The organism is Mycobacterium sp. Dal123C01 (assembly GCF_052566995.1).
The window spans coordinates 745361-769974 of record NZ_CP199580.1; the positions used below are offsets into that span (position 1 = coordinate 745361).

22 protein-coding genes are annotated in these 24614 nt (G+C 66.3%); 8 read left to right on the forward strand and 14 right to left on the reverse strand.

What is annotated here, in order from left to right; all coding sequences use genetic code 11:
- Positions 1–186: 186 nt before the first annotated feature.
- The 3 genes from ACTXG5_RS03595 to ACTXG5_RS03605 form a co-directional block, all read right to left on the reverse strand.
- Positions 187–693, reverse strand: coding sequence for a hypothetical protein (locus ACTXG5_RS03595; RefSeq protein WP_445162388.1), 507 nt, complete (start codon positions 691–693; stop codon positions 187–189).
- Between the two features lie 219 nt (positions 694–912).
- Positions 913–1761 (reverse strand): carotenoid biosynthesis protein, encoded by an 849-nt coding sequence (locus ACTXG5_RS03600; protein ID WP_445162389.1) that lies wholly within the window; start codon positions 1759–1761, stop codon positions 913–915.
- A gap of 39 nt (positions 1762–1800) precedes the next feature.
- Positions 1801–3690, reverse strand: coding sequence for a serine/threonine-protein kinase (locus ACTXG5_RS03605; RefSeq protein WP_445162390.1), 1890 nt, complete (start codon positions 3688–3690; stop codon positions 1801–1803).
- 130 nt (positions 3691–3820) lie between these two features.
- Here ACTXG5_RS03605 and ACTXG5_RS03610 point away from each other — a divergent pair, with 130 nt between their 5' ends.
- On the forward strand, positions 3821–4591 hold the full coding sequence (locus ACTXG5_RS03610; protein WP_445162391.1) for an alpha/beta hydrolase family protein: 771 nt from the start codon (positions 3821–3823) through the stop codon (positions 4589–4591).
- Between the two features lie 135 nt (positions 4592–4726).
- Here ACTXG5_RS03610 and ACTXG5_RS03615 read toward each other — a convergent pair whose 3' ends face one another.
- The gene (locus ACTXG5_RS03615; protein ID WP_445162392.1) at positions 4727–6259 is read right to left on the reverse strand and encodes a GMC family oxidoreductase; all 1533 of its coding nucleotides are present in this window, start codon (positions 6257–6259) and stop codon (positions 4727–4729) included.
- 100 nt (positions 6260–6359) lie between these two features.
- Here ACTXG5_RS03615 and ACTXG5_RS03620 point away from each other — a divergent pair, with 100 nt between their 5' ends.
- Positions 6360–7085 (forward strand): TetR/AcrR family transcriptional regulator, encoded by a 726-nt coding sequence (locus ACTXG5_RS03620; protein ID WP_445162393.1) that lies wholly within the window; start codon positions 6360–6362, stop codon positions 7083–7085.
- Positions 7086–7094: 9 nt separating this feature from the next.
- Here ACTXG5_RS03620 and ACTXG5_RS03625 read toward each other — a convergent pair whose 3' ends face one another.
- Complete coding sequence (locus ACTXG5_RS03625) at positions 7095–8585, reverse strand: bifunctional phosphatase PAP2/diacylglycerol kinase family protein (protein WP_445162394.1); 1491 nt, start codon at positions 8583–8585, stop codon at positions 7095–7097.
- Positions 8586–8667: 82 nt separating this feature from the next.
- Between ACTXG5_RS03625 and ACTXG5_RS03630 the strand changes: the two genes are divergently transcribed.
- A complete protein-coding gene (locus ACTXG5_RS03630) occupies positions 8668–9459 on the forward strand; it encodes a hypothetical protein (RefSeq protein ID WP_445162395.1) in 792 nt (263 codons plus the stop codon).
- A gap of 1 nt (position 9460) precedes the next feature.
- Here the strand turns inward: ACTXG5_RS03630 and ACTXG5_RS03635 are convergent, their stop codons facing one another.
- Positions 9461–10132 carry a GAP family protein gene (locus ACTXG5_RS03635; protein ID WP_445162396.1) on the reverse strand — a complete coding sequence of 224 codons (672 nt, stop codon included), beginning with the start codon at positions 10130–10132 and terminating at the stop codon, positions 9461–9463.
- Between the two features lie 197 nt (positions 10133–10329).
- Here ACTXG5_RS03635 and ACTXG5_RS03640 point away from each other — a divergent pair, with 197 nt between their 5' ends.
- Positions 10330–11724, forward strand: a complete 1395-nt coding sequence (locus ACTXG5_RS03640) for an amidohydrolase family protein (RefSeq protein ID WP_445162397.1) — start codon at positions 10330–10332, stop codon at positions 11722–11724.
- 2 nt (positions 11725–11726) lie between these two features.
- Here the strand turns inward: ACTXG5_RS03640 and ACTXG5_RS03645 are convergent, their stop codons facing one another.
- The gene (locus tag ACTXG5_RS03645; protein ID WP_445162398.1) at positions 11727–12032 is read right to left on the reverse strand and encodes a hypothetical protein; all 306 of its coding nucleotides are present in this window, start codon (positions 12030–12032) and stop codon (positions 11727–11729) included.
- 118 nt (positions 12033–12150) lie between these two features.
- Between ACTXG5_RS03645 and ACTXG5_RS03650 the strand changes: the two genes are divergently transcribed.
- A complete protein-coding gene (locus ACTXG5_RS03650; RefSeq protein WP_445162399.1) occupies positions 12151–12378 on the forward strand; it encodes a hypothetical protein in 228 nt (75 codons plus the stop codon).
- Positions 12379–12425: 47 nt separating this feature from the next.
- Positions 12426–13928 carry a glycosyltransferase family 39 protein gene (locus tag ACTXG5_RS03655; protein WP_445162400.1) on the forward strand — a complete coding sequence of 501 codons (1503 nt, stop codon included), beginning with the start codon at positions 12426–12428 and terminating at the stop codon, positions 13926–13928.
- On the opposite strand, the gene ACTXG5_RS03660 is transcribed toward ACTXG5_RS03655, so the two are convergent.
- From ACTXG5_RS03660 to ACTXG5_RS03670, 3 genes are all read right to left on the reverse strand, one after another.
- Positions 13929–14765 (reverse strand): glycoside hydrolase family 16 protein, encoded by an 837-nt coding sequence (locus tag ACTXG5_RS03660; RefSeq protein ID WP_445162401.1) that lies wholly within the window; start codon positions 14763–14765, stop codon positions 13929–13931.
- A gap of 125 nt (positions 14766–14890) precedes the next feature.
- Positions 14891–15745, reverse strand: a complete 855-nt coding sequence (locus tag ACTXG5_RS03665) for a glycoside hydrolase family 16 protein (RefSeq protein ID WP_445162402.1) — start codon at positions 15743–15745, stop codon at positions 14891–14893.
- Positions 15726–16145: a MarR family winged helix-turn-helix transcriptional regulator gene (locus ACTXG5_RS03670; protein WP_445162403.1), complete on the reverse strand. Its 420-nt coding sequence runs from the start codon at positions 16143–16145 to the stop codon at positions 15726–15728. The genes ACTXG5_RS03665 and ACTXG5_RS03670 overlap by 20 nt, the downstream gene beginning before the upstream one ends.
- Before the next feature lie 137 nt (positions 16146–16282).
- Between ACTXG5_RS03670 and ACTXG5_RS03675 the strand changes: the two genes are divergently transcribed.
- Positions 16283–16951 (forward strand): hypothetical protein, encoded by a 669-nt coding sequence (locus ACTXG5_RS03675; protein WP_445162404.1) that lies wholly within the window; start codon positions 16283–16285, stop codon positions 16949–16951.
- Between the two features lie 102 nt (positions 16952–17053).
- Here ACTXG5_RS03675 and ACTXG5_RS03680 read toward each other — a convergent pair whose 3' ends face one another.
- A complete protein-coding gene (locus ACTXG5_RS03680; RefSeq protein ID WP_445164246.1) occupies positions 17054–18073 on the reverse strand; it encodes an NADP-dependent oxidoreductase in 1020 nt (339 codons plus the stop codon).
- A gap of 47 nt (positions 18074–18120) precedes the next feature.
- Here ACTXG5_RS03680 and ACTXG5_RS03685 point away from each other — a divergent pair, with 47 nt between their 5' ends.
- Positions 18121–18825 carry a DUF3060 domain-containing protein gene (locus ACTXG5_RS03685; RefSeq protein ID WP_445162405.1) on the forward strand — a complete coding sequence of 235 codons (705 nt, stop codon included), beginning with the start codon at positions 18121–18123 and terminating at the stop codon, positions 18823–18825.
- Between the two features lie 6 nt (positions 18826–18831).
- On the opposite strand, the gene ACTXG5_RS03690 is transcribed toward ACTXG5_RS03685, so the two are convergent.
- The 3 genes from ACTXG5_RS03690 to ACTXG5_RS03700 form a co-directional block, all read right to left on the reverse strand.
- Positions 18832–22005: an adenylate/guanylate cyclase domain-containing protein gene (locus ACTXG5_RS03690; protein ID WP_445162406.1), complete on the reverse strand. Its 3174-nt coding sequence runs from the start codon at positions 22003–22005 to the stop codon at positions 18832–18834.
- A 54-nt stretch (positions 22006–22059) separates the two neighbouring features.
- The gene (locus tag ACTXG5_RS03695; protein WP_445162407.1) at positions 22060–22446 is read right to left on the reverse strand and encodes a hypothetical protein; all 387 of its coding nucleotides are present in this window, start codon (positions 22444–22446) and stop codon (positions 22060–22062) included.
- A 91-nt stretch (positions 22447–22537) separates the two neighbouring features.
- Complete coding sequence (locus ACTXG5_RS03700; RefSeq protein WP_445162408.1) at positions 22538–24484, reverse strand: Hsp70 family protein; 1947 nt, start codon at positions 24482–24484, stop codon at positions 22538–22540.
- Between the last annotated feature and the right edge of the window lie 130 nt (positions 24485–24614).

The following is a 24614-nucleotide window of genomic DNA, read 5'->3' on the forward strand; positions in this document are numbered from 1 at the left end:
CGTCGCAATACCGTTGTCGTAATACCGTTGTCGCACAGGCTTTTCCCTGACATTGATGATCGTGTTGAGATCGCCATAATCTCCTGCAGGGCCCGCGTAGGGCGATTGCGCGCAATGAGATACACACCCCCACAACGGGACAGGCCCGCTGGGTAAACCCAGCGGGCCTGTCAATCCGATCGGGAATCAGCCTCCGTGTACGGGCGAGGGACCGGGCGAAACCGGCTGACCAGCGACCGGCCCACCGGTGGGCGCCGGGCCGGTCGGCGCGTCCTTGACCCCAGACATGTCAATCAGGGGGGCGACCGGGACGCCATCCAGGGCAACCAGCGGAGCCCCGAGCGGCAACGGAGCACCGATTGGAGCACCCAACGGCAAGGGCGCACCCAGCGGCACCGGAGGCGGACCGAGCGCAATCAGCGGGGCGCCAGCCGGAATCGGTACAACTGCCGGCCCTGGCACCGCCATCGGAATACCGGCCATGTCAGTCAGTGGAGCACAGGCTGCCGCTCCCGCGGCTCCTACCGGTCCCCCGGCTGCCGGGGCGCCGGCCTCGCCAGCCTGCCCGTACATGCATGCCCCGCCGCCGGTCATATATGGGACGGCTGCCGCGTCCGGACTCAACGCTATGGCCGCACCGCATAACCCAACGCCAGCAACAACTCCGATGGTGAATCGATCGAAGATCGTCATCAACGTCCAACTCCTTCATTCGTGCAGCAGAACACCTAGCCAAAACCCCAGTCGCCCCTCGGCAACGCCCCCATTGTTAGTGGCGCATGTAGAACACGACGCGCGCCGCACCGCGCCGTGTCCAAACGGTGACGTTTGAAATCCCTTGAAACGGAAAGCGTCACGACGGTGTCACAAGCCGGTAGCGCGAAGACTGCGCCGCGCCAACGAGAACGTGAATCAGCGGGGCACTGGCTGTGAGGGCCGACTGTAGACACGGATCAGCGCCGTGATTCCCGTGAAGACAACGGTGAATAGCGCTGCTGACGCGCATGATTCGTATACATCGGCGATCACAATGGTCTTGCCGCCGCGAACCACGACGCCGTCGGTCGGATGGATCAGGCTGTCGAAGACCTGAGCTGTGGTGGAAAGCCAGAACAGGCAGGGCAGCAGCCAGTAGGCGCGGCTTTGGGTGACGGGGCGGCCGGGGAATCTGGGTTCGATGAGCGCGACGAGCTGAAAGATCACCCAGCCGGTCAGAAGCCAGCCGAGGTAGTTGGTCAGCGGTACCCCCAGCGCGCCGGTCGGATTGTCGTAGGAGTACCAGTTGTGCGCCGTCGCCCCGATCGGGTCGTTGACAAGGTCATAGCCGCCGAGAATGAACGTTGCCACGATGGGAGTCGTCAAGCGTTCGGCGCCACCGACAGCCACGGCGGCGACGGGCCGCATGATCAGCCGAGCCAGTGCCCAGGCCAGCCAGCTGAACATGATCCAGCCGGCGAGGGCCACGAGCGGGACGCCCAGGGGTTTCAGACCGGGCAGGTGGTGGGTGTAGGAGCCGAACGGGAAACCGGTGGCGATGCTGATTGCTTCCAAGGTGAAAGCGACAACGCCGGCGATGACGACGAATGCGGCCATGCCCCGGGCGGTGTAACCCAGCCACGCATGCAAGATGACGAACAGGAGGAGAAGCCCGGTTTGAGCGGCTCCGGCTTGAGTAGCCAGTGATGGCCGCAGCACCATCACCAGCACGGCAAGCAAGGTGAGCGCGAGCAGAATCCAACACAATGCCTTGAGCAGTTTCATGGCGTGCTGCAACCTCTCGCTTGGAATAAACGGCCGCTGCTAGTTTCCGGTGCGGTTGAGAACCTGTTGGAAATCCCCGCCTTTGCAGGAACTACCGGTTGTCTCTTTGTAGCCACGCCCGGTGAGTTGCGCTATCGGGTCTTGGGGTGGGGTGGGCGCGGGGAATACGGTGCTGATCTTGCGGTGCTCGGTGCCATCCCCGCACTTGTAGTCGTCTTCGTTGTTTCGCGTCCAAGCACCGTTGGCAAAAAATAGCAGGATGCCGCCACTGCCATCGGTGAGCACTAAACGGCTTATACAGCGGTCCCCCGTGCGCAGGCAGGCGGTGTCCACCCGGAAATCCTGGTCGGGTGGACTACCGCCACTCGGGAATTTGACCGACGAGTGGTAAACGCCGTGCAGCCCCTGTCCCGCGGATACCACCCGGCCGGGCTGGGCGGCTGGGTCCGGCAGGCTGGCGACGTCGGTGTCGCCATTCCGGGTGAAGGTGACACTTCGCTTGCTGTAACAGTCAATGGCATCCGATATCCATTCGCCGGACATGCTGCCGTCGGGACGTGGTTGGAGCCAGATGAAAGTCCACTCGTCGACGTCGCGGCCCAGACACTTCGTGGGTTGCAGGTATACCGCTACCCAGCGGCCCGCGATGTCATCGAAGGTCATGTCCGCCGCGTGGGCGGTAAAAGGGCCGGCAGTTTTCTTTGCGGTGGCCACGCAGCCGCCGGTGCCGCACGCTGACCGCAGATTCCACGTTTCTTTTCCGGGCGGCGGGGCGTTCGGCACCTCCTTACCCAGAACGTCGAGCTTCGGGCCGAAGTCTGCGGTGTAGGCGCCGGTGAAGGGGCCGCTGTTGGCCGGCTGGGCTTTCGGCGCGGCCGCGTTCGGACCAGGGTTTCCGGTGAGTTTGACCGCCGCGAAAATCCCACCAGCGATCAGCAACGCCACGGCCGCGGCGATGGCAACCACGACGCGGGTGCGCCGGGTCGCCGGCTTGGCGGCAGATGGCGGCGTCGGCGGTGCCGCGGGCATCGACAACGGCGCCAGCTGAGTGGCATCGGCGCCCCGCGGCGCCAGTCGCGTGGTGTCGACCCCCGCGTCCAGCGCACGCTGCAACTCGTGGGTGAAGTCCTGGCACCGGGCGAAGCGATCGGCCGGTTTCTTGGCCATCGCTTTGGCGAACACCGGGTCGAGTCGCGCCAACTCCGGAATGCGTTCGCCGATCGGCGGCGGCGGAGCCATCACATGCTTGCCGATGACGACCGCGGCGCTGGAGTGGTCGTAGGGTTGCGAACCCGTGAGCAAGTGGAATGCGGTGCAGGCCAACGCATATTGATCGGCGCGTCCATCGATCATCTCAATCGTCAACTGCTCGGGCGCCGCGTAGGCAACCGTGCCGACGGCAATGTTGGTCGCGGTCAGACCCGTGTCGTCGACATGCCGCGCAATCCCGAAGTCGGCCAAGAACACCCGCTGCGAGTCCGACCCCGGGTCAGCGATCAAGATGTTGGCCGGCTTGACGTCACGATGCAGCAGGCCCCGCTGGTGCGCGTAGTCCAGTGCGGATCCCACCGCATCGATGATCTGCATCGTCACGCCGACTGGTATCCCGCGCGGATAGTGTTCGTGCAGCAGTTTGGCCGCGTCGGTGCCACGGACGAAGTCGATGGCGATCCAGAACTGGTCGCCGGACACGCCCCGGTCGTGAATGCCAATGATGTTCGGATGCGACAGGGTGGCCGCGATATCGGCTTCGCGCAGGAACCGGGTTTGGAATTGCGGGTCGGTCGTCAGGTCGACCGAAAGCACCTTCAACGCGTCTTGGCGCGGCAACCGCGGGTGCTGCACCAGGTAGACGGTGCCCATCGCACCGGCACCGAGCACCTGCAGGACGGTGTATCCCGCGAATTCTTGGCCGACCGCGAGCGGCATGAGCAAATCCTAAGCCGACCTCGCAGCAAATTCCTGTCGTTTCGCCGAGCGGCGACTCTGGCCGAGCGGCGACGCCGGCTGCGGCCGCCAGACCTTACGGGCACAGCGCGGGACAGGTTAGATCTCCACCATGGGCGAACGTGTCACGTTCCAAAGCTCCACGGGCGCGAATCTGGCCGGGATCATCGAGGTGCCGGAAACCGCGGTGCGCGGCTGGGGGGTGTTCGCGCACGGCTTCACGCTCGGCAAGGACTGTCCGGCCGCGGCCCGGATCTGCAAGCAACTGGCCGCGGACGGCATCGGCATGCTGCGCTTCGACGCGCTGGGTCTCGGTGGCTCAGACGGGAACTGGGGTGACGGGTCGTTCACCGTCAAGGTCGACGACATCGTCCAGGCATGCGAGTTCATGGCCGACCACCAGACTCCGGCCGACATCCTGGTCGGGCATTCATGGGGCGGCTCGGCGGTGATCGCGGCGGCCATGCGGTCGCCGGGCGTGCGGTCGGTCGTCACGGTGGCGGCGCCCGTCGACCCCAGCCACGTCGAAAAGCACTACGACGCAGTGGTCGACCGCTGCTTATCCGAGGGCAGCGTCGAGTGGCTGGTCGGTGGGCGCAAGCTGACCCTCAAGCGGGCATTCGTCGAGGATGTCCGCACGGCTCACCTGCACGACAAGATCAAAAGCTTGCGCCTGCCGTTGCTCATCCTGCACTCGCCCACCGACAACACCGTCGGCATCGAGAATGCGAGTGAGATCTTCCGCTTGGCGCGTCACCCGCGCAGCTTCGTCTCGCTCGAGGGCTCCGATCACCTGCTCACCGCCCGCGGCCAAGCGCATCGGGCAGGCCGGATCATCGGCGCCTGGGCCGACGCCTACCTGGGAGTCGACACGGAAAGCTAGCGACGACTCATTACTAGGACCTCCGGCGACCGACGAACAGTTCGCAGATCCAGTGCTCGCGGATCTGCAATGTCATGTGCCAGCGTGCAACCTCGCCGCGAGAGTGTGATCGCGCGCGATGGCCAAGCCGCGTCCTCACCCGCCGATCAGCTCTGAGGCCCGTTCGGCGATCGCGTAGACCGTCGCGGCCGTGTTGGCCGACGGGATCGACGGCATGACGGATCCGTCGGCGACCCGCAGGCCGCTGATCCCGTGCACCCGCAATTCGCTGTCGACGACCGACATGTCGGTATCGCCCATCGCGCACGTTCCCACCGGATGGAAATACGACTGATACGCGGCCTTCGCGAAATTGCCCAAGGCTTCGTCGTCCTCGGCGTCGGGCCCGGGTGCGACTTCGGCGCCGCGCCACGGGTCGTATGCACTTGCGGCGCCGATCTTTCGGGCCACCCGCAGGCCGGCGACCAGGGTGCGCAGGTCGCGCTCGTCGCCGAAGTAGTTCGGGTCGACGATCGGCAACACGCCGGGATTCGGTCCCGACAGCCGTACGCTGCCGCGGCTGTATGGCTGTATGACCGAAGCCGCAATCACGTAGCCGGCCACGCTGCCGTCGTCGCCCGGCAAGCCGATGCCGGTGGAATCGATGAACAGCAGTTGGACGTCGGGACCCTCGCCGGCGTACTCGGTTTGGATCAATCCGATGGCCTCGCCGTGACCGCCGTGACCCGGCGCTAACGGCCGGGCGCCGCTGTACACCACCGGTGCCATGACGTGGTCGTGAAAATTGGACCCCACGCCGGGCAGGTCGAGCGTGACACCGACGCCGACGTCCCGAAGATGTTGCGCCGGGCCAACTCCGGACAGCATCAGTAGCTGAGCCGAGCCGATCGTGCCCGCGGCCAACACCACTTCACCCGAGCACGCGATCGAGATCGGCGTCCCGTCTGCCGTGCTGTATTCCACCCCGGTGCAGCGACCGTTCTCGATCCGGAGCCGGTGCACCGTGGCCTGGGCGACGAACTCCAGGTTTGGCCGGCTCAGCGCCGGCAGCAGGTAAGCGTCGGCGGCGCTGAGCCGCTTTCCGTCCGCGATGTTGTTGAAGGTGGGGCCGAAGCCGACTTCGGATCCCGCGCTGATGTCGGTAGCCCTGCGGTATCCGCACTGCGCCGCGGCGTCGAGGCCGGCGGCGATGACCGGATGCAGCGGATCGATCGGGGCGATTTTCATCGGGCCGCTATCGCCGCGCAGCGCCCGATCGCCGCCGACGGCGGTTTCACTGCGCTTGAAGTACGGCAGCAGGTCGTCGTATCCCCAGCTTTTGACGCCGACTTGCTCCCACGCGGCGTAGCTGGTCCGGTGTCCGCGGACGAACATCATGCCGTTGGTGGACGAGGACCCACCGATGCCCCGTCCTCGGACCAGCCGCACTGACGACCCGGTCGCCGATTGCACGGTGGTCCAGTCGCCCCAGTCGGCGGGGCCGCCGATCATCGTGGGCCACAACTGCGGAGTCGCGCTGGCCGGCGGCGGAGTCGCGCGGCCGGCTTCGAGCAGTAACACGCGGGTGCTGGGCTGGGCCGATAGTCGGCTGGCGATCACGGAGCCGGCGACGCCGGCGCCAACGACGACGACGTCGTAGGTGCTCGACGGTTTCGATGCTGACGACATGACGGTTCCTTTACGAAGTTCGATTGTTACCAGTGATATCCCAAAACACGATATCACCGATTCGAACCACTGCAACCGGAAATTTGTTAGCATTGGAAACATGCGTGGTGACAAGCCCCGGAACACCGGCGCCGAAGCGGCGGAGAAGGTGCTGGAAGCCGCCGCCGGACTGCTCGGCTCCGGTGGCGTCGACGCGGTCTCGACCAGAGCCGTTGCGTCGGCGGCCGGCGTGCAGCCGCCGACGATCTATCGGCAATTCGGCGACAAGCAGGGCCTGTTGGACGCCGTGACGGCGTACGTGCTGCAGAAGTACTTACAGGACAAGCGGCGCGCCGCCCTCACCGACGACCCCGTGCAGGACTTCCGCGACTCCTGGGACCTGCACGTCGGTTTCGGCCTCACCCACCCCGATTGCTACATCCTCGCCTACGTCCAGCCACATCCCGGCACGATGCCGGTGCTGGCCCGCGAATCGATCGAGATCCTGCAGCGGCTGGTCGCGCGCATCGGCGATCGCGGCCTGCTCAAGATGAGCGTCAAACGTGCCGTCGAATTCGTGCATGCCGCGGCGGTGGGCCACGTGCTGAGCCAGATTCGCGTGCCACCCGGGGAACGCGACCCGCAATTGTCGGCCGTCACGCGGGAGAACGCCATCGCCGCGATTGCGACCGACGGGTCGCGGAAGCCAGCCCCTGCAGACCTTCCCGGGCGGGCGGTTGCATTGCGAGAGGCGTTGCACAGCAACACTAATGGCGTCTTGACGATGGGCGAAAAGGCGATGATGGCGGAGTGGCTGGACCGCTTGGCCGATCAGACGGCCACGTAGCGCCGCCCCTCACCGAAGCGGACGGAACACCGACAGAATCCGGTATTTCGCGGTAAAGCTCGCATCGCGGTATTCGTCGCCGACCTCGCCGTCATGGGCGATGACCGTGGGTCCGTCAACAGCCGAGAAGCTGAATTCGGGCACCTGCAGCTCGTGGTAGAGGGGGCTGCGTTGCAGTCGCCCAAGGGCCAGCGCGGTCAGGATCCTGGCCGTGGTGAACCGGCGACCGGCTTCGAGAATGCGCACATCGATCAGACCGTCATCCATGCGACTACGACGAGACGGGGTGAACCCGGTCGGCAGATACACCGAGTTGCCGACAAAGAACAGCGACGTCAGCAGGGTCTTGTTGTCGTAGCGGATGCGGACGGGTTGGCCGCTGCGCAACGTGTGCAGCATTGCGTAGAAGCCGGCCAGCGGCTTGCCGATGCGTTTCTCGAGCTTTTCGCGCTGCCGCACGAACATCGGATACGCACCGATGCTGGCGGTGTTGATCACTATCTGAGTTTCGTTGAGGCACACCAGATCAACGCGGGCCACACTGCCGCGGCGGATCGCCTCCACCGTCTTGCCCACGGTGTCGCAGCCGATGTCCTTCGCGAAGTGGTTGAACGTTCCGGCGGGAAAGACCGCAAGCGGGAGCCCCGCTTCGACCGCCACCGCCGCGGCCGCGGCCACGGTGCCGTCGCCGCCACCCACCGCGAGCACCTCGGCCCGGGCGGCGGCGCTGCGCAACGCCTGCTCCGGGTCATCGTCGGGGCCGAGTTCGACGATCTCTGCCTGCGGCAGCTCGGCACGGACCTGATCGACAACCCGAGCGCCGTTACCGCTGCCCGATGCCGGGTTGACCACCAGGACCACCCCGGAGCCGTCGGGCCGTTCCGGCGTTTCGATGCGCAGCGGTTCCGATTGCGGCAGAGCGGTTTCCACGACCGGAGGGACGAGCCGGCCGCCCAGGACCGCGATCCCGGCGCCGATCCCCAAGCCCGCGACGACATCACCGGGGTAGTGCGCGCCGGTCGCCACCCGCGACAATCCGACCAGACCGGCCAGCAGCGCCAGCCCTAAGCCCAGCGGCGGATTCTCCAAACCCACGCCGACAGCGAAGGCGGCGGCGCTGGCGGAGTGTCCCGACGGTAGCGAGTTGGACGCCGGGCGGCGGTGGGCTCTTCTGACTACTGGCACCGAGTCGTAGAGCGGGCGCGGGCGCGGCCGAATTCGTTTGGCGATCTGGTTGGTGAACAAGCTGGTGACACCAAGCGTGACGAGGCCACGGGTCGCCCCGCGCTGCGCGGCGGGCTTGCGCGACGCAAGCAGGCCGGCGGCGATGACGAACCACAGCTTGGAATGGTCGGCCGCCCGAGTCAGCGGAGGCATCACGGTGTCGAGCAACGGGGTGGGGGTTTCGGCCACCGCGGTGAACAACTCGCGATCAAGGGTGCCCAGACCGCGGGTGATCTGCTTGATACCGCGCGCGCGTTGCCAGGGCCCCCTGCTCATTCGCTACACCCTAGCCCGAGCTAGCGGCGACTCCAGCAGGCGCGTGACGTAATCAGATGTGACTGATAAGAATTGACGCACCATGACCAGACGGGCGGCAGTGGACTATCACCAGCGGTGGCTGGCCAACGCCGAACGTCTGGGCGTGCCTTCGGCAGTCACCGACGCGATCGCCGCGCACCATGGCATCACCGCGCAGAGCTTTCGGGTCCTGGAAAATATGGCAGAGATCAACGACCCGGATGCCAAGTCGTTCTTCCTCATTCCGCCGGGCACCACCGGCGAGCAGGCGCGCAGCGCGACGCTGATGACCTACATCCTCAACGCGGACACCGGTTATGGCGGCCCGAGCCGGCCGCCCGCGGACTTCCCCCAGACGCCGTACACCGCCGACGAGGTCCAGCGGATTATCGATCGCCAGAACGCCAATAGCTGGAGTTACGACCAGGACGTCGGGTTCGTCGACCGCAATGGCGGGCGCCTGGTCACCACCCCGAACGGCATGCTGATGGGCCTCGGCGGCAACTGGATCCAGCTGCTGTTCAGCCAGCAGGGCGGCACGGCGTGGGGTGACATCTTCATGGTCAACGTCTCGGTTGACGACAAGGACTCCGCCGGCCCAGCCCGACGGCTCCGCCAAATCGTCGAGTCCGGGCATGCGTGGTACACCGACCGCACGGGCAGGTCTTTGGAAAGTAACCTCTCGCTTGATCGCGTGCTGCACCACGAGGAGCTGCATTCCCAGCAGTGGGCCGCCAAAGGCCACGCCCGCATGATCATCGCCTACCTCTGGGAAGCCCTCCGCGACAGGCTCTTTGGCAAGACAAACAGGCTCGAAGCGGAGGCCGGCCTGGCCGATGGGGGCTACCAGTGATCTACAGGGAACGAATTCCGTTGTGCAGCACCATCAAACCGATCAGCACCAAGATTCCCGCCAGCAACGCGGCGTTGTTCTTCTCCATCCAGGTCTTGACGCGTTCCAGAAGATCGTCGAGGCGATGACCCGCGGCCACGTAGGCCAAGATGGGGATCGCGACCGTTGACGCGGACACGGCGACGAAGAAGATGCCGGCCACCAGCTTGTCGACATCGTCGAGGTGGCTGGTACCGATGGCCAAGCCGCCCGCCAAGCACATCAGAAGTACCTCGAGCCGGATCACCGTGAGCACCAGTCCGGTGATGGCCGCGCGCCTGGGGCGCATGGTGGAAAAGGAACGCATCCAGGCCGGCGACTCGGTGTGACCGTGCCGCGTCAGCCACCGGTAAATGCCGAACAGGATCAGTGCGGACCCGAGGACCACCCGCAGCCAGGACGCCCACTTCGGTGGCGCATTGTGCATATCGCCGAGCGCGCCGGAGCCTTCGACGAAGAGCACGGTCTCCGCCACCAGGCCGAACAGCCAGCCGCCGAGGAAGGCCAGCCCAGCAGGCCGCGGCTGCGGCGCGTGCAGCACGAGGACAGCCGGGATGATCGACAGCGGAGAGACGGCGGTGACGAGCGCCAGCGGAATGAGCGTGGGTAACAGCGAGCTCCAGCTTCCTGCCACGGGCAGCAATCCTCTCTCATTAACATCGTCGCCGTGCCACCGAGCGCGAAGCACTCGCTGTCCGGGCGGTCGCCGAACGTCCCCAGGTGGTTGTATGTGAACTGCAGCGCAACCACATTCATCGAGCCCGCCTGGACAGCGGTCGGGTACCAGCAAAATTGGCATGACCGTCGAGGGAAACACTAGGGGAAGATCACGTGGCTCGGATTCACCTTGGGCACATTTTTCACCTTGCCGGCTCTCCGCTGGTGTCCGAAGCCGCCGACGCATTGGTGTCAATCCCGGAAGGCGCGCTGGTCGTCGAGGACGACGGCAAGATCGCGTTCTGCGGTGACCGCGCCGGCGTCCCGCTCAAGTATCGGTCGACGCCGGTGACCGATCACCGGCCCGCGTTTCTGCTCCCGGGCTTCGTGGATACCCACGTTCATTTCCCGCAGACCTTTGCGGGCGACTCGTACAACGGTGGGCAGCTGCTGGAATGGCTGAACTACTGCATCTACCCCTCCGAAGCCCGCTTCGCCGATCCGAACTTCGCGCGGCGGGCGGCGGTCGAGTTCTGCGACCGGCGCATCGCGAGCGGAACCACGGCCGCCATGGTCTTTGGATCCCCGTTTCCCGAGGCCCAGGACGCCTTGTTCACCGAGACGGCGCGCCGCGGGCTGCGGATCGTCAGCGGCCGCGGCATCCAGACCGTCGGACCGCAGCCGGCCAAGCCGTTGATGACGTCGGAAGACGACGCGATCCGGCTGGCCAGAGAAGAGATCAACAAGTGGCATGCGGCCGACACCGGCAATGTGAAGACCGCCCGGTTGCACGTGGCGCTGGTACCGCGATTCGCCATCGCGGTGACCACAGAGACCCTGAAAAAGCTTGGCGAACTGTATGATTCAGTGCGCGATCGCGGGGTTTACTTCCACACCCACCTCAACGAGAACAACCGCCCGGGCACCGGCGAAGTCGACCAAACCAAGCAGACCTATCAGGTCGACTCGTACCTGGACACCTATGACGGCAAATTCCTGCCCGGCTCAAAAGTCGGCGGCCCGAGCATGCTGGGGCGGCGCAGCATCATGGCGCATGCGGTGCACTGCCAGGACGTAGAGCTCGGTCGGATGTCGGAGACGGGCACGTCCATCGCGCACTGCCCCGTGTCGCAACAATTCCTCGGATCCGGCACCATGCCATGGCTTCGAACGGTCGCTTCCGGTGTAAACATCGCCGCCGGAACGGATTTTGGCGGCGGAGACGAGTGGCCGATTCCTCAGGTACTCGCCACGGCCTTCAAGGTGCACATCTCCGAACCGGGCGAAGGGGCCGTGTCCATGCATCCGGCCGAGATGCTGTTCCTCGGCACGCTCGGCGGTGCCCGCGCGCTCGATATGGAGGAGCGTTTCGGCAATTTCGATGTCGGCAAGGAGGCCGACTTCGTCGTCATCGACCCGAACCGCACCCCGGCGCTGCGGGCCGTGATCACCGAGGGCGTGCGATCCGACGACCCGGCCATGGCCCGGGACCAGACCCTGTTCGGGTTGCTGATGCGCACGCGCGAGACGTCCATCGCCGGCACGTACGTGCAAGGGCGCCGGCTTTAGGCCTAGCCCTTTCGGTGCAGCGTCCACGCCGGTATCCAGTGCGTCACGCTTCTTTGCTTGGACCCGTACACGATTGGATAGGTCACCAGTCCCCACCAGTCGCCCTGCTCGCAAAGACCCCAGCAGCTGAGCCGCCCCTCGACGACTTTGTGCAGCTGCAGACCGTTGGGCTGATACCGGCCCGAGCGATGCGGCTCGCGCGGGAAAAGCATGGTCAGGTCGACCAGCACCGCGATCGGCGGGCGCACCACTCGAAACGGGCTGCGGACCGGCTGGCCGTTGTACCCGATCGAAGCGAGCTCACCCATTGTTCGATCATACGTTCGAACGATGGCTCTGGCGGGGCGTGCCCACTTGCCGCCCGGCGGCAACGTCAGATCGATATAGTTCGCCTCGCAACCGACCGATACGACGGGGGAGATCGGCATGATCAGGGTTATCGCGGCCGGCTTGCTGGCCCTGGGCGGGGTGATGACCACCGCGGTGGGCGTGGCCAACGCTGATGAAATTCAGGTCGAGGGCGTCTACTCGACCCTGGACGCGTGCCAAGCCGACGGTCCGCAAGTCGAGCTCGCCCAGAACGATCACTTGTACACCCATTGGGACTGCCGCGAACACGCCGACGGGCTGTATTACCTGTACCTGACCAACTAGCCGATGCGCCCGGCGGAGCCCGGGCTTGCTTCTGGCACCATAACGGGGTGTCACGGCGTCGCGTGCTGGACCCGCTGATCGTTGCGGTGTTCGCTGTCGCGATAAGTCTTGGCGGCGCCGGGCGTCCCTCCTTCTGGTACGACGAGGCCGCGACCATCTCGGCCGCATACAGTCGGTCCCTTGGCCAGCTGTGGCAGATGTTGGGCAACGTCGACGCCGTCCACGGCCTGTACTACCTGCTGATGCACGGCTGGTTCCAGATCTTTCCGCCTACCGAGTTCTGGTCCCGTGCGCCAAGCGGTCTGGCCGTCGGAGGTGCCACGGCCGGAGTCGTGGTGCTGGGCAACCAGTTTTCGTCTCGCACCGTAGCGGTGGCCGCCGGGGTCATCTGCGCGGTCTTGCCGCGCTCGACATGGGCCGGCATCGAAGCTCGCCCGTACGCCGTTTCGATGATGGCCGCGGTGTGGCTGACCGTACTGTTCGTCTACGCCACGCGTCACGGCAAGGCCTGGGTCTGGCTGGCTTATGGTGTTGCCCAAGCAGTTTCGATTGTGCTCGACGTGTATCTCGTGCTGCTGGTGCTGGTCCACTTCGCTTTTGTCTGCGCCTTCCTGCGCAGGCGAATGATCGTAACCTCCTTCGTCATCACATCGGTTCTGGCGGGTTGCGCCGTGGCGCCGTTCTTGGTCGTGGCCGCGGGGCAAGTGCATCAGATCAGTTGGGTCGCGCCGATTGGGCACCGAACGATCGAGGATGTGACGGTTCAGCAATACTTCGAGCGCAGCCCACCGTTCGCGGTTTTGTCGGCGCTGGTGATCGTGGCCGCCATTGCCGTGTGGCGTTGGACATCCACGAAACTCGTTGCGGCAGATCGGCAACTGTTGACCGTGGCGGTCGCCTGGCTACTGATACCGACCGCCGTGATCGTGGTGTGGTCGGCGCTGGTTCACCCGATCTACACGCCGCGTTACTTGTGCTTCACCGCGCCCGCTATGGCACTGGTCCTAGGCATCTGTATCGGCGCACTGGCGGCCAGACCGTGGGTGGCGGCAGCCCTCATTGCTCTTTTCGCTGTCGCTGCGGCACCCAATTACCTTCGAGTGCAACACAATCCGTATGCCAAGTACGGGATGGACTACAGCCAGGTGGCGGATCTGGTCTCCGCGAAGGCAGCACCGGGTGATTGCCTGCTGATTAACGACACTGTGACGTTTATGCCCGCGCCGATGCGGCCGTTGCTGGCGGCGCGCCCCGACGCCTACCGGAAGCTGATCGACCTCACCCTGTGGCAACGGGCAGCGGACCGCCGGGAAGTCTTCGACACCAACCTCATCCCGGAAGTCGTCGCCACGCCGCTCGGCGATTGCCACGTGGTTTGGATCATCACCCAAGCCGACGAGTCGATGCCCGCCCACGAGCAGGGTTCGGCGCTGCCGCCCGGCCCGCGCTACGGCGCGACACCGGCCTTCGCGGTTCCGCACGACCTGGGCTTCCGGCTGGTCGAACGCTGGCAGTTCAACCTGGTTCAGGTGTTCAAAGCGACGCGGTGATCACCAGACGCGGAGGTAGTCGATCAGCATGGACGCCGGGAAGACGCCCGCGGCGGGGTCTCCGGCACCGACGCCGCCCACGGCAAGAGTGAACATCGGCGTCATCCAGTAGCCGGGATTGTTGAACGGCCACCGGAAATCGTCGGGAGCGCCGCCGGCGACGTGAATGGGTTTGTTGCCAACCTTGAAGTACTCGGAGCCGTCCCGCGAGAACTCAAATCCCTCTACACCCCAATGCATTCGCCAGGTGTGCCAGCCGCCGTCGACCAGGCCGGGGATCGATTTGCCTTCCCAGGTTTTGCCATTGGATGCCGCGTGCACCGTGGTACCCGGCGCCCAGGCGCCGTTGCCGTACCACTCGAAGATGTCGACCTCACCGTCAGGCAGCGGGTCTTCGTTGACACCCCAGAACGAGGGCCACAGGCCGGGGAACAGGCAGTCTAGTTTGATCTTCGCTTCCCAGGTCTGGTTGATCATGCTGCGGAAGTTGCCGCGCAGCTTGCCGGTGTAGTAGGTGTTGCTCAGCAAATCGTGGGTGGCACACAGGACGAGGTTGGAGTGGCCGTCCTGGAACACGTTTTGGCGGTCGTCCCGGTAGATGCCCTCGACCGGCGGATAGACGTCGTCCTGCCAAGTCTGGATCGTCCACTTGCCCGGGTCGGGAGGAGAGCCGGCCGGACCGTCGAACTCGTCGGCAAAGATGTACGGGCCGCCACCCCCGGCCGACGGCGGCGCCTCCGGCGATCCCGGGCGCGCCGCGGCTTCCGGGAGGGGCATCGACGCCGCCGCTGCCAGCATGCCGAGCCCGGTCGTCAACAACATGCTGCGACGATCCATATGCAACTACCACCCATCGCTAAAAGCCGGAGTTTCCGACTCGGCACGGTTCCCCCGGACCAACTCCCGCAAACGGTGTTATACAACCATGCGCCGGGATAGCGCGCATCCTGCACCCTGGGGCATCAGAAGACCCGCACCCAGTCGACCAGCATTTCCGCCGGGTAGGCGCCCGACGCGGGGTCGCCGCCTCCCGAACCGCCGACCGCGAGGTTCAGCATCGGGAACAACGTGTAGCCGACGTCGTTGAACGGCCACATCCGGATCTGGTCGTGGAGGTCCTCGATGCCGGTGGCCGGAACGCTGAAGTACGGTTCGGCGCCCTCGGCATAGTCTTCCCAGAAGTACATGCCGCCCGGATTCCAGGTCACTCGCCAGTTATGCCAAGCGCCGTCGACCGCGATGGGGCGGGTCTCGAATGCCGTGCCGTCCGGGTTGGCGTGCACGGTGGTGCCCGAGGGCCACTGCCCGTTGCCGTACCACTCCATCAGGTCGACTTCACCGCTGCGGCCGGGGTCGTCATTGGACAACCACCAGGCCGGCCAGCAACCGGCGGTCAGGCAGTTGAGTTTGATGCGCGCTTCCCAAGTGGTCCCGATTGCTCCCCGCCAGGTACCACTCACCAAACCGCCGAAGTAGCTGCCGCCATCTCGGGTGGCGCGCAGCACGAGATTGGATTTGCCGTCGACGAATACGTTTTGGCGGCTGTCGCGGTACTGCCCGAAGAACTCGGGCCGGTCGAATCCGGTCGGGTTATTGATCGGCGTACGGTGGCTCGCCACAACCCATTTCGACGGATCGGGAGCCGACCCGGCCGGGCCATCGAACTCATCGTGAAACAGGTACGCCCCGGCCGGGCGCGCCGGCGCGGCGCCCGACGTCGCAGAGGGAATGACCGCGGTGAGCGCACCGAATCCCGCCAGCATCATCATCCGGCGACGATCCATCTCAACCTTTCGGCTACGGGGTTCCCGCAGCATAAAGGAGTTGTTTGAGCTGGCTTTGCTGCTCGGCGGTGAGTCGGGTCAAGATCCGTTGGTCGGCCACCTCTACGGCGGTGTCCGCGCGCTTCAGCAAAGCCTTGCCGCGCCGCGTCAGCCGGGCCGGCATCGCCCGTCCGGCGGGAGCCGAGGTCACCCGGCTCAGTGCACCGCGGTCCTCGAGCGCATGCAGTACTTGGTTCATCGCCTGCGCGGAGACGTTGGTACCGCGAGCCAACTCCGCGCTGGTGAGCCCCGGATGCTTGGCGAGGATCCGCATGCACACGAATTCCGGCAGGCCGACCCCCAGCGGTTTCAGCTCCGCGGCGACCTGGGGCCGCAACGACGCCATCACTCGGTACAACAGGAACCCCAAAGGCTCGTCGTCGGATTGACTCATGCTCCACATGCTGGCATGCGCCGAGTCGTTCACCGCACCGAACCATCAACTTAGTTGACATTGCCGGAGTCAGTGGTATCAAGGAGCTTGATGGTCCGATGTGGACTTCATGATCCGATAGGAAAGGAACGACAAGGATGTCTGGTGACGGATTCTTTGGTGGCTTCGGTGGTTTCGGTGGTCCCGGCGGTGGTCCCGGGTTCGGCGGCCCCGGCGGTTTCGGCGGCGGCTTCGGCGGCGGCGGCGGTTTCGGCGGCGGTTTCGGCGGCGGCGGCGGTTGGGGCAATCACGGCTGGGGTCATGGTGGGCCCGGCGGTCCCGGTTTCGGCGGCGGGTTCGGTCCGGGCGGTCGGCCTCCGCTCAAGCGCGCGGCCTTTGTCACCGCGGCGCTGCTGCTCGACGGTCCGGCCGACGCCGCGCAGGTTGTCCAGCGGGTGTCTGATGCGACCGACGGCGCGATAACTCCCCCGCAGGAAATCGCGGAGCTGGCCATCGGCCTGCTCGCCGGCCGCGGCGTGGTGACGGTCGACAACGGCGTGGCAACCCTGACCGAGCTCGGCAACAACCTGCTGGCCTGGCGGGGTGTCAGCAGCGAGACCGCACACGCTTTCCTGGCGCGCGCGGGTCAGTTCGGCGACGTCTTCAAGATCCGCCGGGAACTGTTCGAGATCGCCGGTCTGGCGCGCACGATCACCTGGACCGGCACCGACGAGCAGAAGCAACAGCTCGCCGAGGCGCGGACCAAGGTGCTGGACGCCCTGCGCGAGGCCAAGAAGACGCTGCACCGAGTTCTCGGCGAGGACTAGCCGAAGGCCCGCGGGGCACACTTTGCGCCCGCCTCCGAGCGACAAGCCGTGCCAATAGGCACCCGGCGCATTTGTCGCTCGGAGGTGGGCAAAAGGACAGTCCTAGGCGGGCCCGGGCTCGCTGAGCTTGACCAATGTCTTGCCGATGTTGGCCCCGGTGAACAACCCATTGAGGGCGTCGACGCACGACTCGATGCCATCGAAAATCGTTTGCCGGTGCTGGAGCCCGCCCTCGGCCTCCCACCGACGTAGCGCGGCGAAGGCTTCGTCGAAGCGGCCCCACTGATCGAGCGAGTTGAATCCCTGCATCATCGCGGTCTTCGACAGCAGGTTCACGTAATTGGCCGGACCCGGGTGCTCCCCGGTGAGGTAGCTGGAGATCACGCCGCAGAGCACGACGCGTGCGTTGGTGGCCAGGCGGCCCAGCACCGCATTGAGGATTGGTCCGCCGACGTTGTCGAAGTAGACGTCGACCCGCTTGGGGCAGTGCTGTTTGAGTGCGGCCGGCAGGTCGTCGTTTTTGTAGTCGATGCACGCGTCGAAACCGAAGTCCTCGACCACCGCCCGGCATTTCTCCGGCCCGCCCGCGATGCCTACCACCCGAGCACCGGCGATCTTGGCGATCTGCCCGGCCACCGATCCGGTGGCGCCCGCCGCCGCCGAGACCACCACCGTCTCACCCGCCTGCGGTTTACCGATGTCGGTCATGCCGAAGTAGGCGGTGGCACCGGTCGGGCCGTAGACCGACATGATCGCCAGCTGGTCGTCCTCACCCGGGATGGGTGTGCTGAACAGGTCATCGCGGATGATCACGTACTCCTGGAACCCGGTCAGCGTGGTGATCACGTCGCCGACGGCGTAGGCGTCGCACCGCGACGCGACGACTTCGCCGATCCCGGCCGCCCGGATCACCTCGCCGAGCTGCACCGGCGGAAGGTAGCCCGGCTGGTCGTTCAGCCAGGTCCGGACCGCCGCGTCGAGCCCGACGTAAGTGGTTCGGACCAGCGCTTCGCCGTCGGCGGGCTCGGGTGCCGGCCGGGTGATCAGCTCGGTGTCATCGGGCTGGACCAGCCCGGTCGGGCGGCGACGCAACAGGATCTGGCGATTCGGCATGTCGGGCACGGTGCTGAAACTACCCATTAGACGCCGTGCAGTGGGAGCATCTGTCCATGGAATCGCAGGACGACCCGGAAAAACGGATCCGGGATCTCGAGCGCCCGCTTGCCGATGCCGCGCGCGCGTCCGAAATGGGCGACGCTCCGCAGGGCGGTCATGGCTACCCGCCGCCGCCACCGGGCGCAGTCCCACCACCGCCACCGCCCATGTACGGCTACGGCGGCCCGTACGCCGGACCCGCACCCAAACCTCCCTCGGGCAACCGCATGTGGTGGATCCTGGGAACGATCATCGTCATCGGCGTGCTGGTTCTTGCAGGAGGCATCGCAGCCTTTGCCGCACACCAACTTTCCGGTGTTCGGTCGATCATCAACTCCTCCGGCGTGACCACTACGCCGGTGACGACGTCGCCGCGGACAATCACGCGCACCCCGAGGTCGTCAACCAGTCCGATCCCCAGTTCTGGTCCATCGACGCTGCCGCTGCCGCCGCAGGGCGCGCCGATCGACGTGTCGGGCATCAGCGAGAACCAGACGATTGCCTGCAACGACAACGCGGTCACCGTCAGCGGGATTTCCAACACGATCGTGCTCACCGGCCACTGCGCGAGCCTGACGGTATCCGGCATGAAGAACTCGGTCACCGTCGATGCCGTCGACACCATCGATGCATCCGGCCTCAACAACCAGGTGACGTATCACTCCGGTGCGCCGAAGATCTCCAAGTCCGGGGTCGACAACGTCGTCACGCAGGGCTGAGGTGCGTCAGTCGGCGTCCATCGCTTCGGCCTGCGCCAGATAGCCCTCGAATTGGACGTCTTGCGCCCTGGCCCGAAATCCTTGCAGGAACTGCCGATAGCCGGACTCGTCGCCACGGACTCGGGCCAGCAGCGCCCGCAGCCGCAGCACCGGGATCTCGTGCAACACGAATCCGGGCTCGGTCGGGACGTCCTCGAGTCTGTCGATCGCGCGTTCGGCTGCCTCGACATCGCCGGGGCCGCCGCGCGCTAGCAGTGTTTCGACAAGCGCGGTGGTGGCGGGCGCCCGGAACATCATCGTCCCGGCTTTGAACTGCGCGTTGAGAACCCGAGAAACCAGGTCGATCGCGCCGTCAAGATCACCGGATCGGGCACGCCCACGAGCGATTTCGACGTCGGTCATTCGACGAATCGCGACGATCAGCTTCTCGTCGACGAGCATCTCGCGCGCCTTGGCCAGATATTCGAAGCCCACCCCCGCGCTTTCGTCGTCGCGGTGGATCAGTGCGGTGGCCCGATTCACCAGCGCGTACGCCAGCGCGGCGTTGTCACCCGACCGTCGCGCGATTTCCAGTGACTCGGCCGTCTGCGCCACGTCGTCGGCGTTGGGCAGCACCCCGCCGTTCTGCACAGCGGCCGCGTATTTGTACAGCTGCGCGAACGGGTGGGTGGTCGGGTCGAACGACCGGGCCATCGCGATGCCCTCCTCGAGGTCCTGTCGCCAGCCGGGCCGTCCCAAAAACATTCCGGCTGCGCCCTTTAACGTGATCGCCCAGGCCAGCGGGGAGCCGATCACGAAGTTGCCCATGGTGGGATCGCCGTGTGCGACGTCGATAATCCGTTGCGCCAGCTGCAGGCATTCGGTCGCCTCGCCGACCTCCCACTTGGCCTGGGCGGCGGCGTAGAACAGCCCGGCGGTCATTGCCGGGTCGCCGATCGACTCAACGAGCGTGGCGAACTCCATCGCCATGGCGGCCGCCTCCCGATGCTGGGAGTTGAACGTCAGCGTGGTGAGGTGGCCCGCCATGCCGACCGCCAATGACCTCTTGTCGCCTGCCTGCGTGGTCAGAGCGCGTAATTCGTCGAATCCAGTCTCGTCGGGCGTGCCGCCCACCTGAAACACGCTGCCGCACAGCAGGGCTCGCGGCGCGATGCGCATGGCCAGCCGGTCCGAGTGATCGTCGGGGAGCCGGTCGGCGAATCGCTCGGCCTGTTGCCAACTGGCCCGGGCCGCGCGGATATCCCGTCCGCCATACCAAGTTCCGGCCTGCATGTACCAGTCGTAGGCCTCACGCAAATCCCCGGCCGCCGCGTACTGGGTGGCGACGATCGAGGCCTCCTGGCCGGTGAACTCGCCGTAGGTGCGCTGCAACACCGCCGCCACCCGGCGGTGCAATTCCGCTCTGCCGGCCTTCAATTGGGATTCGTACGCCACCGCCTGAATAAGCGGATGGCAGAAGGCGTACGTCGCGTGTGGTGTGAAGCCGACCTGTTCGACCAGTGCCGCCTGCACCAGTGGCGCCACGTCGACAGCGCCCAGCAGACATTTCAGCAATTCGGTGTCGAACTGCGCGCCGATGACGGCTGCGGCGTTCAGGGTGCGCTTCGCTGTGGCATTGAGCCGATCGATGCGCGCCCCGATGATGCCCTGCAGGCTGGCCGGAACGTGGATTTCGCGTACTTCGCGCACACATGCGTAGGCGCCGGGCGCGCCCTCGAGCTCGCCCCGCTCGGCAAGGTCGCGCACGATCTCCTCGGCGGCGAACGGCAGGCCGGCCGCCCGGTCGGCGATCACTGTCGACAATCCGGCAACCGAAGGGTCGGCCCCCAGCAGCTCGTCGATCAATTCGGCGATGTGCGAATCACACAGTGGCTCAAGGGCGAACAGCTGGGCGCCCGGGATCCGTGCCAGCGGCCCCGAGTATTCGGGCCGATAGGCGACGAGCAGCGTCGCCCGCATTCCGGGTATCGCCCCGGCGAAGTCGACGAGCAGCGATTCGCTCACGTTGTCGATCCACTGGGCATCGTCGATGACGTAGAGCGCGGCCTCGGGCCGCGCCAGCGAAATGGTGTTGATCAGGTCGACCAGCCGGCGACGCCGGGCGTCCGGGGTGATGTCCGGGCAGGGCACATCGGGGTCGCGGATGCCCAGCAGGTCGTCGAGCAGCACCAGGTCCTCGGCACCCGCGCCGGGGATTTCGGCGCGCACCCGTGCGCGTGCCACCTCGAGCGTGAGACCGCCGAGGCCGAACACCGCGCGCAACAGCCGGGAGATCACGTGGAAGGGAATGGCGCGGGTATGGGATTCGCAGTAGGTGACGGACACCTCGAACCCGGCGCTGCGCGCGGTGGCCAGCGATTCACGGACCAGGCGGGTCTTTCCCACGCCCGGACGGCCGGTCACGGTGATCACGGTTCCCGCACCGCGGCTGGCTTGGTCCAGCAATTCGGCGACGGCGTCCTTCTCCCGCTGCCGCCCGACGAGCCGGGACTGCCGGCGCGGCTTGCGGCGTTCACCGTCGGCGGCCAGCAGGCGCCGCGCCGGCACGGTGGTGGCGAAACCCTTGATGTGCACGGTCTCGGGCTCGCCCAGCACGGCCCGGTCCTCGACGAGCCGTGCGGTCGATTCGCTGAGCATCACACCGCCGGGCGGCGCCACCGTCTCCATCCGCTGGGCCATGCCCACCTGTTCGCCCACCGCGGTGTACCCGAGGTGAGTCGCCCCGAGATCGCCGGCGATCACCCGCCCGGAATTCAGTCCGACCCGCAACCGCAGGTCGATCCCGTCCCGGCGGCCCACCTCGACCGCCAGTTGGCGGACCACCTCCTGGATGTCCAGCGCCGCCAGGCACGCGCGAAACGCGTGATCCTCCAACGTGATCGGTGCGCCGAAAAGCGCCATGATGCCGTCGCCGGTGAACTTGTCGACGGTGCCGCCGTAACGCTGGACCACGGTTGCCGACTCATTGACAAGCTCGGTCATCACCTCGCGCAGCCGCTCGGGGCCCAACGACGCGGCGATGTCCATCGAGCGCACCACGTCCGCGAAGAGTACGGTCACCTGCTTGTATTCGGCCCGCTCGACGTCGGGCGCCAGTGGGGCGCCGCAGGCATCGCAGAACCGCGCGCCCTGACGCGGCTCCGTGCCGCATACCTGGCACAGCAACGATGCTGGCGTCACGTCTGAAACCCTAGGCGGATTCCCTGCTAGAGGGAACGCACGGCGATCGGCGGATTACGCCTGTTCTTCCGAATCATCGTCGAGGACGCCGACCGCAATGCCGTAGGGCAGAAAGCGCACCTTGCGCTTCGGATCGACATTGTTCTTGTTGGCCCGCAGCGCGTCGAGCTCGCTGGCATACACCTGTTCGACCTGAGCCCCACCCGCAGCGTCCACGGTGTAGATCGCCCACACGCCGTCGCCGGCCTCGCCGGCGGTCTCCGGGGCGGAACGGGGCCGCCGTGACAGGTCGTCGAAGAGCGTCGACCAACCCGCCCGGGTCCCCGGAGTGACCGCGAACCTGCCGAGCCGCTCGAAGACGTCGCGCAGTCCCTCGCTGCCCTCCCTGATCACCCGATCGAGGTCCTCGGGATCAAATCCGAACCCTCCGTGCTCGCCCACGTGGCCTCCTTGCAGCTCGTAGCGTTACTGACCAGTGTGCGCCCGCGCGCGGTGATCCGCCACGAAGTTTGCTCCGAGCCGAACATCTCCCCTAATAGCCGGGGCCCAGAAACGGGTTCTGGGAGTAACCGCCGCCGGGATACCCACCGCCGTAGCCCGGATACTGCCCGGGATATTGCTGGGGATACTGCGGCGCCGGGTTCGCGGGTGCCTGACTGGCTGGCACTTGGATCGGGATCGGCACCGGCAGCAGCGGAACGTGGATCCACTGCGTGGTCATCGGCGTTTGCGTCGACGTGGTCGGCGGCGGCGGAGGCGTCGTGGGTGGCGGCGGTGGCGGCGGTGGCGGCGTGGTCGGCGTGGTCATCACCGGCGCCGGCGGCTGCGTCGTCTGCGGCGGGCGCGGACGCGGATGCGTGACGACCGGCGGCGGCTCCGGGGCCACCACGACCGGTGGTGGCGGTGGTGGCGGTGGCGGCGGCGGTTCAGGCGGCGGAGGCGGGGGCGGGGGTTCCGAGCTGGGAACCGGCGCCGCGGTGGGCGGCGGCGGGACGGCCGTAGGAGGCGGCGGGACGGGGCTGGGCACCAGGGAGCTGACCGGCGGCAGCGGGATGGGTGCGACGGAGGGCACCGGAGGAGCCTGGTGGCTTTCTATGCCCGTCAACGTGTACGCCACGCCGCCGATCGCCGTCATGGCGATCAGTGCGCACATCCCGACCACCAACTGTGACAGCCGCACACTCCGCCACGCCCGTGCCCGGGGTGGGTCGATCACGTTCAGGCGCATCGACCAGCCGGCGGGATTGTCTTCGTCGAAGGCCTCGGGGGTGTAAGGCACCCGGATGTCGCCGGGGTATTCGGTTTGCGACCAGGCCAGCTCGCGATCGGTGAGTGCTTCCTCGTCGATCACCAGCAGGTCACCGGCGGGAAGTTCGATGACGTCGCTTCCCGACGACGCGGCGAGCACGCTGATGGACGTGCGGGTGCGGATGTCGACGTCTTCGCCACGGGAGGCCAGCAGCAGCGCGCCGGCAGCGGCGGCGGATGCGGGTTGCGATGGCGACACGACCGGTCTACGGCTGTGTACCGAAAGGCGTTCGTTGACAAGCGGAATGCTGGCACCGCCGCCGACGGTGACCACCGCGGCAAGGTCGCACCAACCCTTACGGTGCCGGGACAGCAAGTCGTCGAAGGCGTAGATGAAGCCGGTTAACCGGTCCTGTATCAGGTCGCCCAGCTCGTCACGAGTGAATTTCATGGTGGCGCGGCGTCCGCCGAGCTCGGCGGCGAATTCTGTTGCCTTTTCCGTGGATAGCTGTTCTTTGGCGGTGCGGCACTGCTCCCGCAGCCGCGCGAGTTGCCCGACCGCGGCGGTGCTGGCCGGATCGATACCGCTGCCGTGTCCCAGCTCCTCGAAGACGCAGAGCAACAATGCCTGGTCGATCTCGTCGCCGGAGAAATCCGCGTAACGCATTGTGGCGCTGAGCGGTTTGAAATCGCCCGCGAGGTCGACCAGCGTGGCAGAAGTACCTGAGCCGCCGAAATCAAGCAATCCAACGACTCCGGTTGCCGCGAGGCACAGCTCCGCGTTCGCCGCGGTCAGCGAGGCGATCGCATCCGAAACCAGGCGCGGCGCCATGCCACTTCGAACGAACCCCAGATGTGTTCGCAATCCGTTGCGCAATGCCTGTGTGGTACCGGGTTTCCAGTACGACGGCACGGCGATCGAGATCTCCGAGGAACCCGCGTCCGAACCCGCGGCCAGCACCATCGCATCCAGCGCTTCGACCATCAGCAGTTCCGGGTCGTGAGCGGAGCCGTCGCCCGAGACCAGCGCTACCGAGTCGCCGATGCGCTCGACAAAGCCGCCCAGCCGCATGCCGGGTTCGGTCGGGTTCGGGTCTTCGTCGGGCAGACCAATTTTCGGTGCGCAGTGCGGGTACAGCGTCAGTACCGCACGACGTGAAACCGGGGGGTTTCCGTCGCGCGCAGCGACCAGGTTCGTGGTCCCGATCGACAACCCAAGGGGGTCGTACATAGAGCGAATGCTTCCGTCTATAGGGGTCTTGGCCAGCGTTAACGATAGCCGCGGACACGCGGAAAGCCGATGGCTTGCAATGCCATTGGTATCGCGCCGATGCGGTTGTGTCACCGAAGCGGTATCAAAA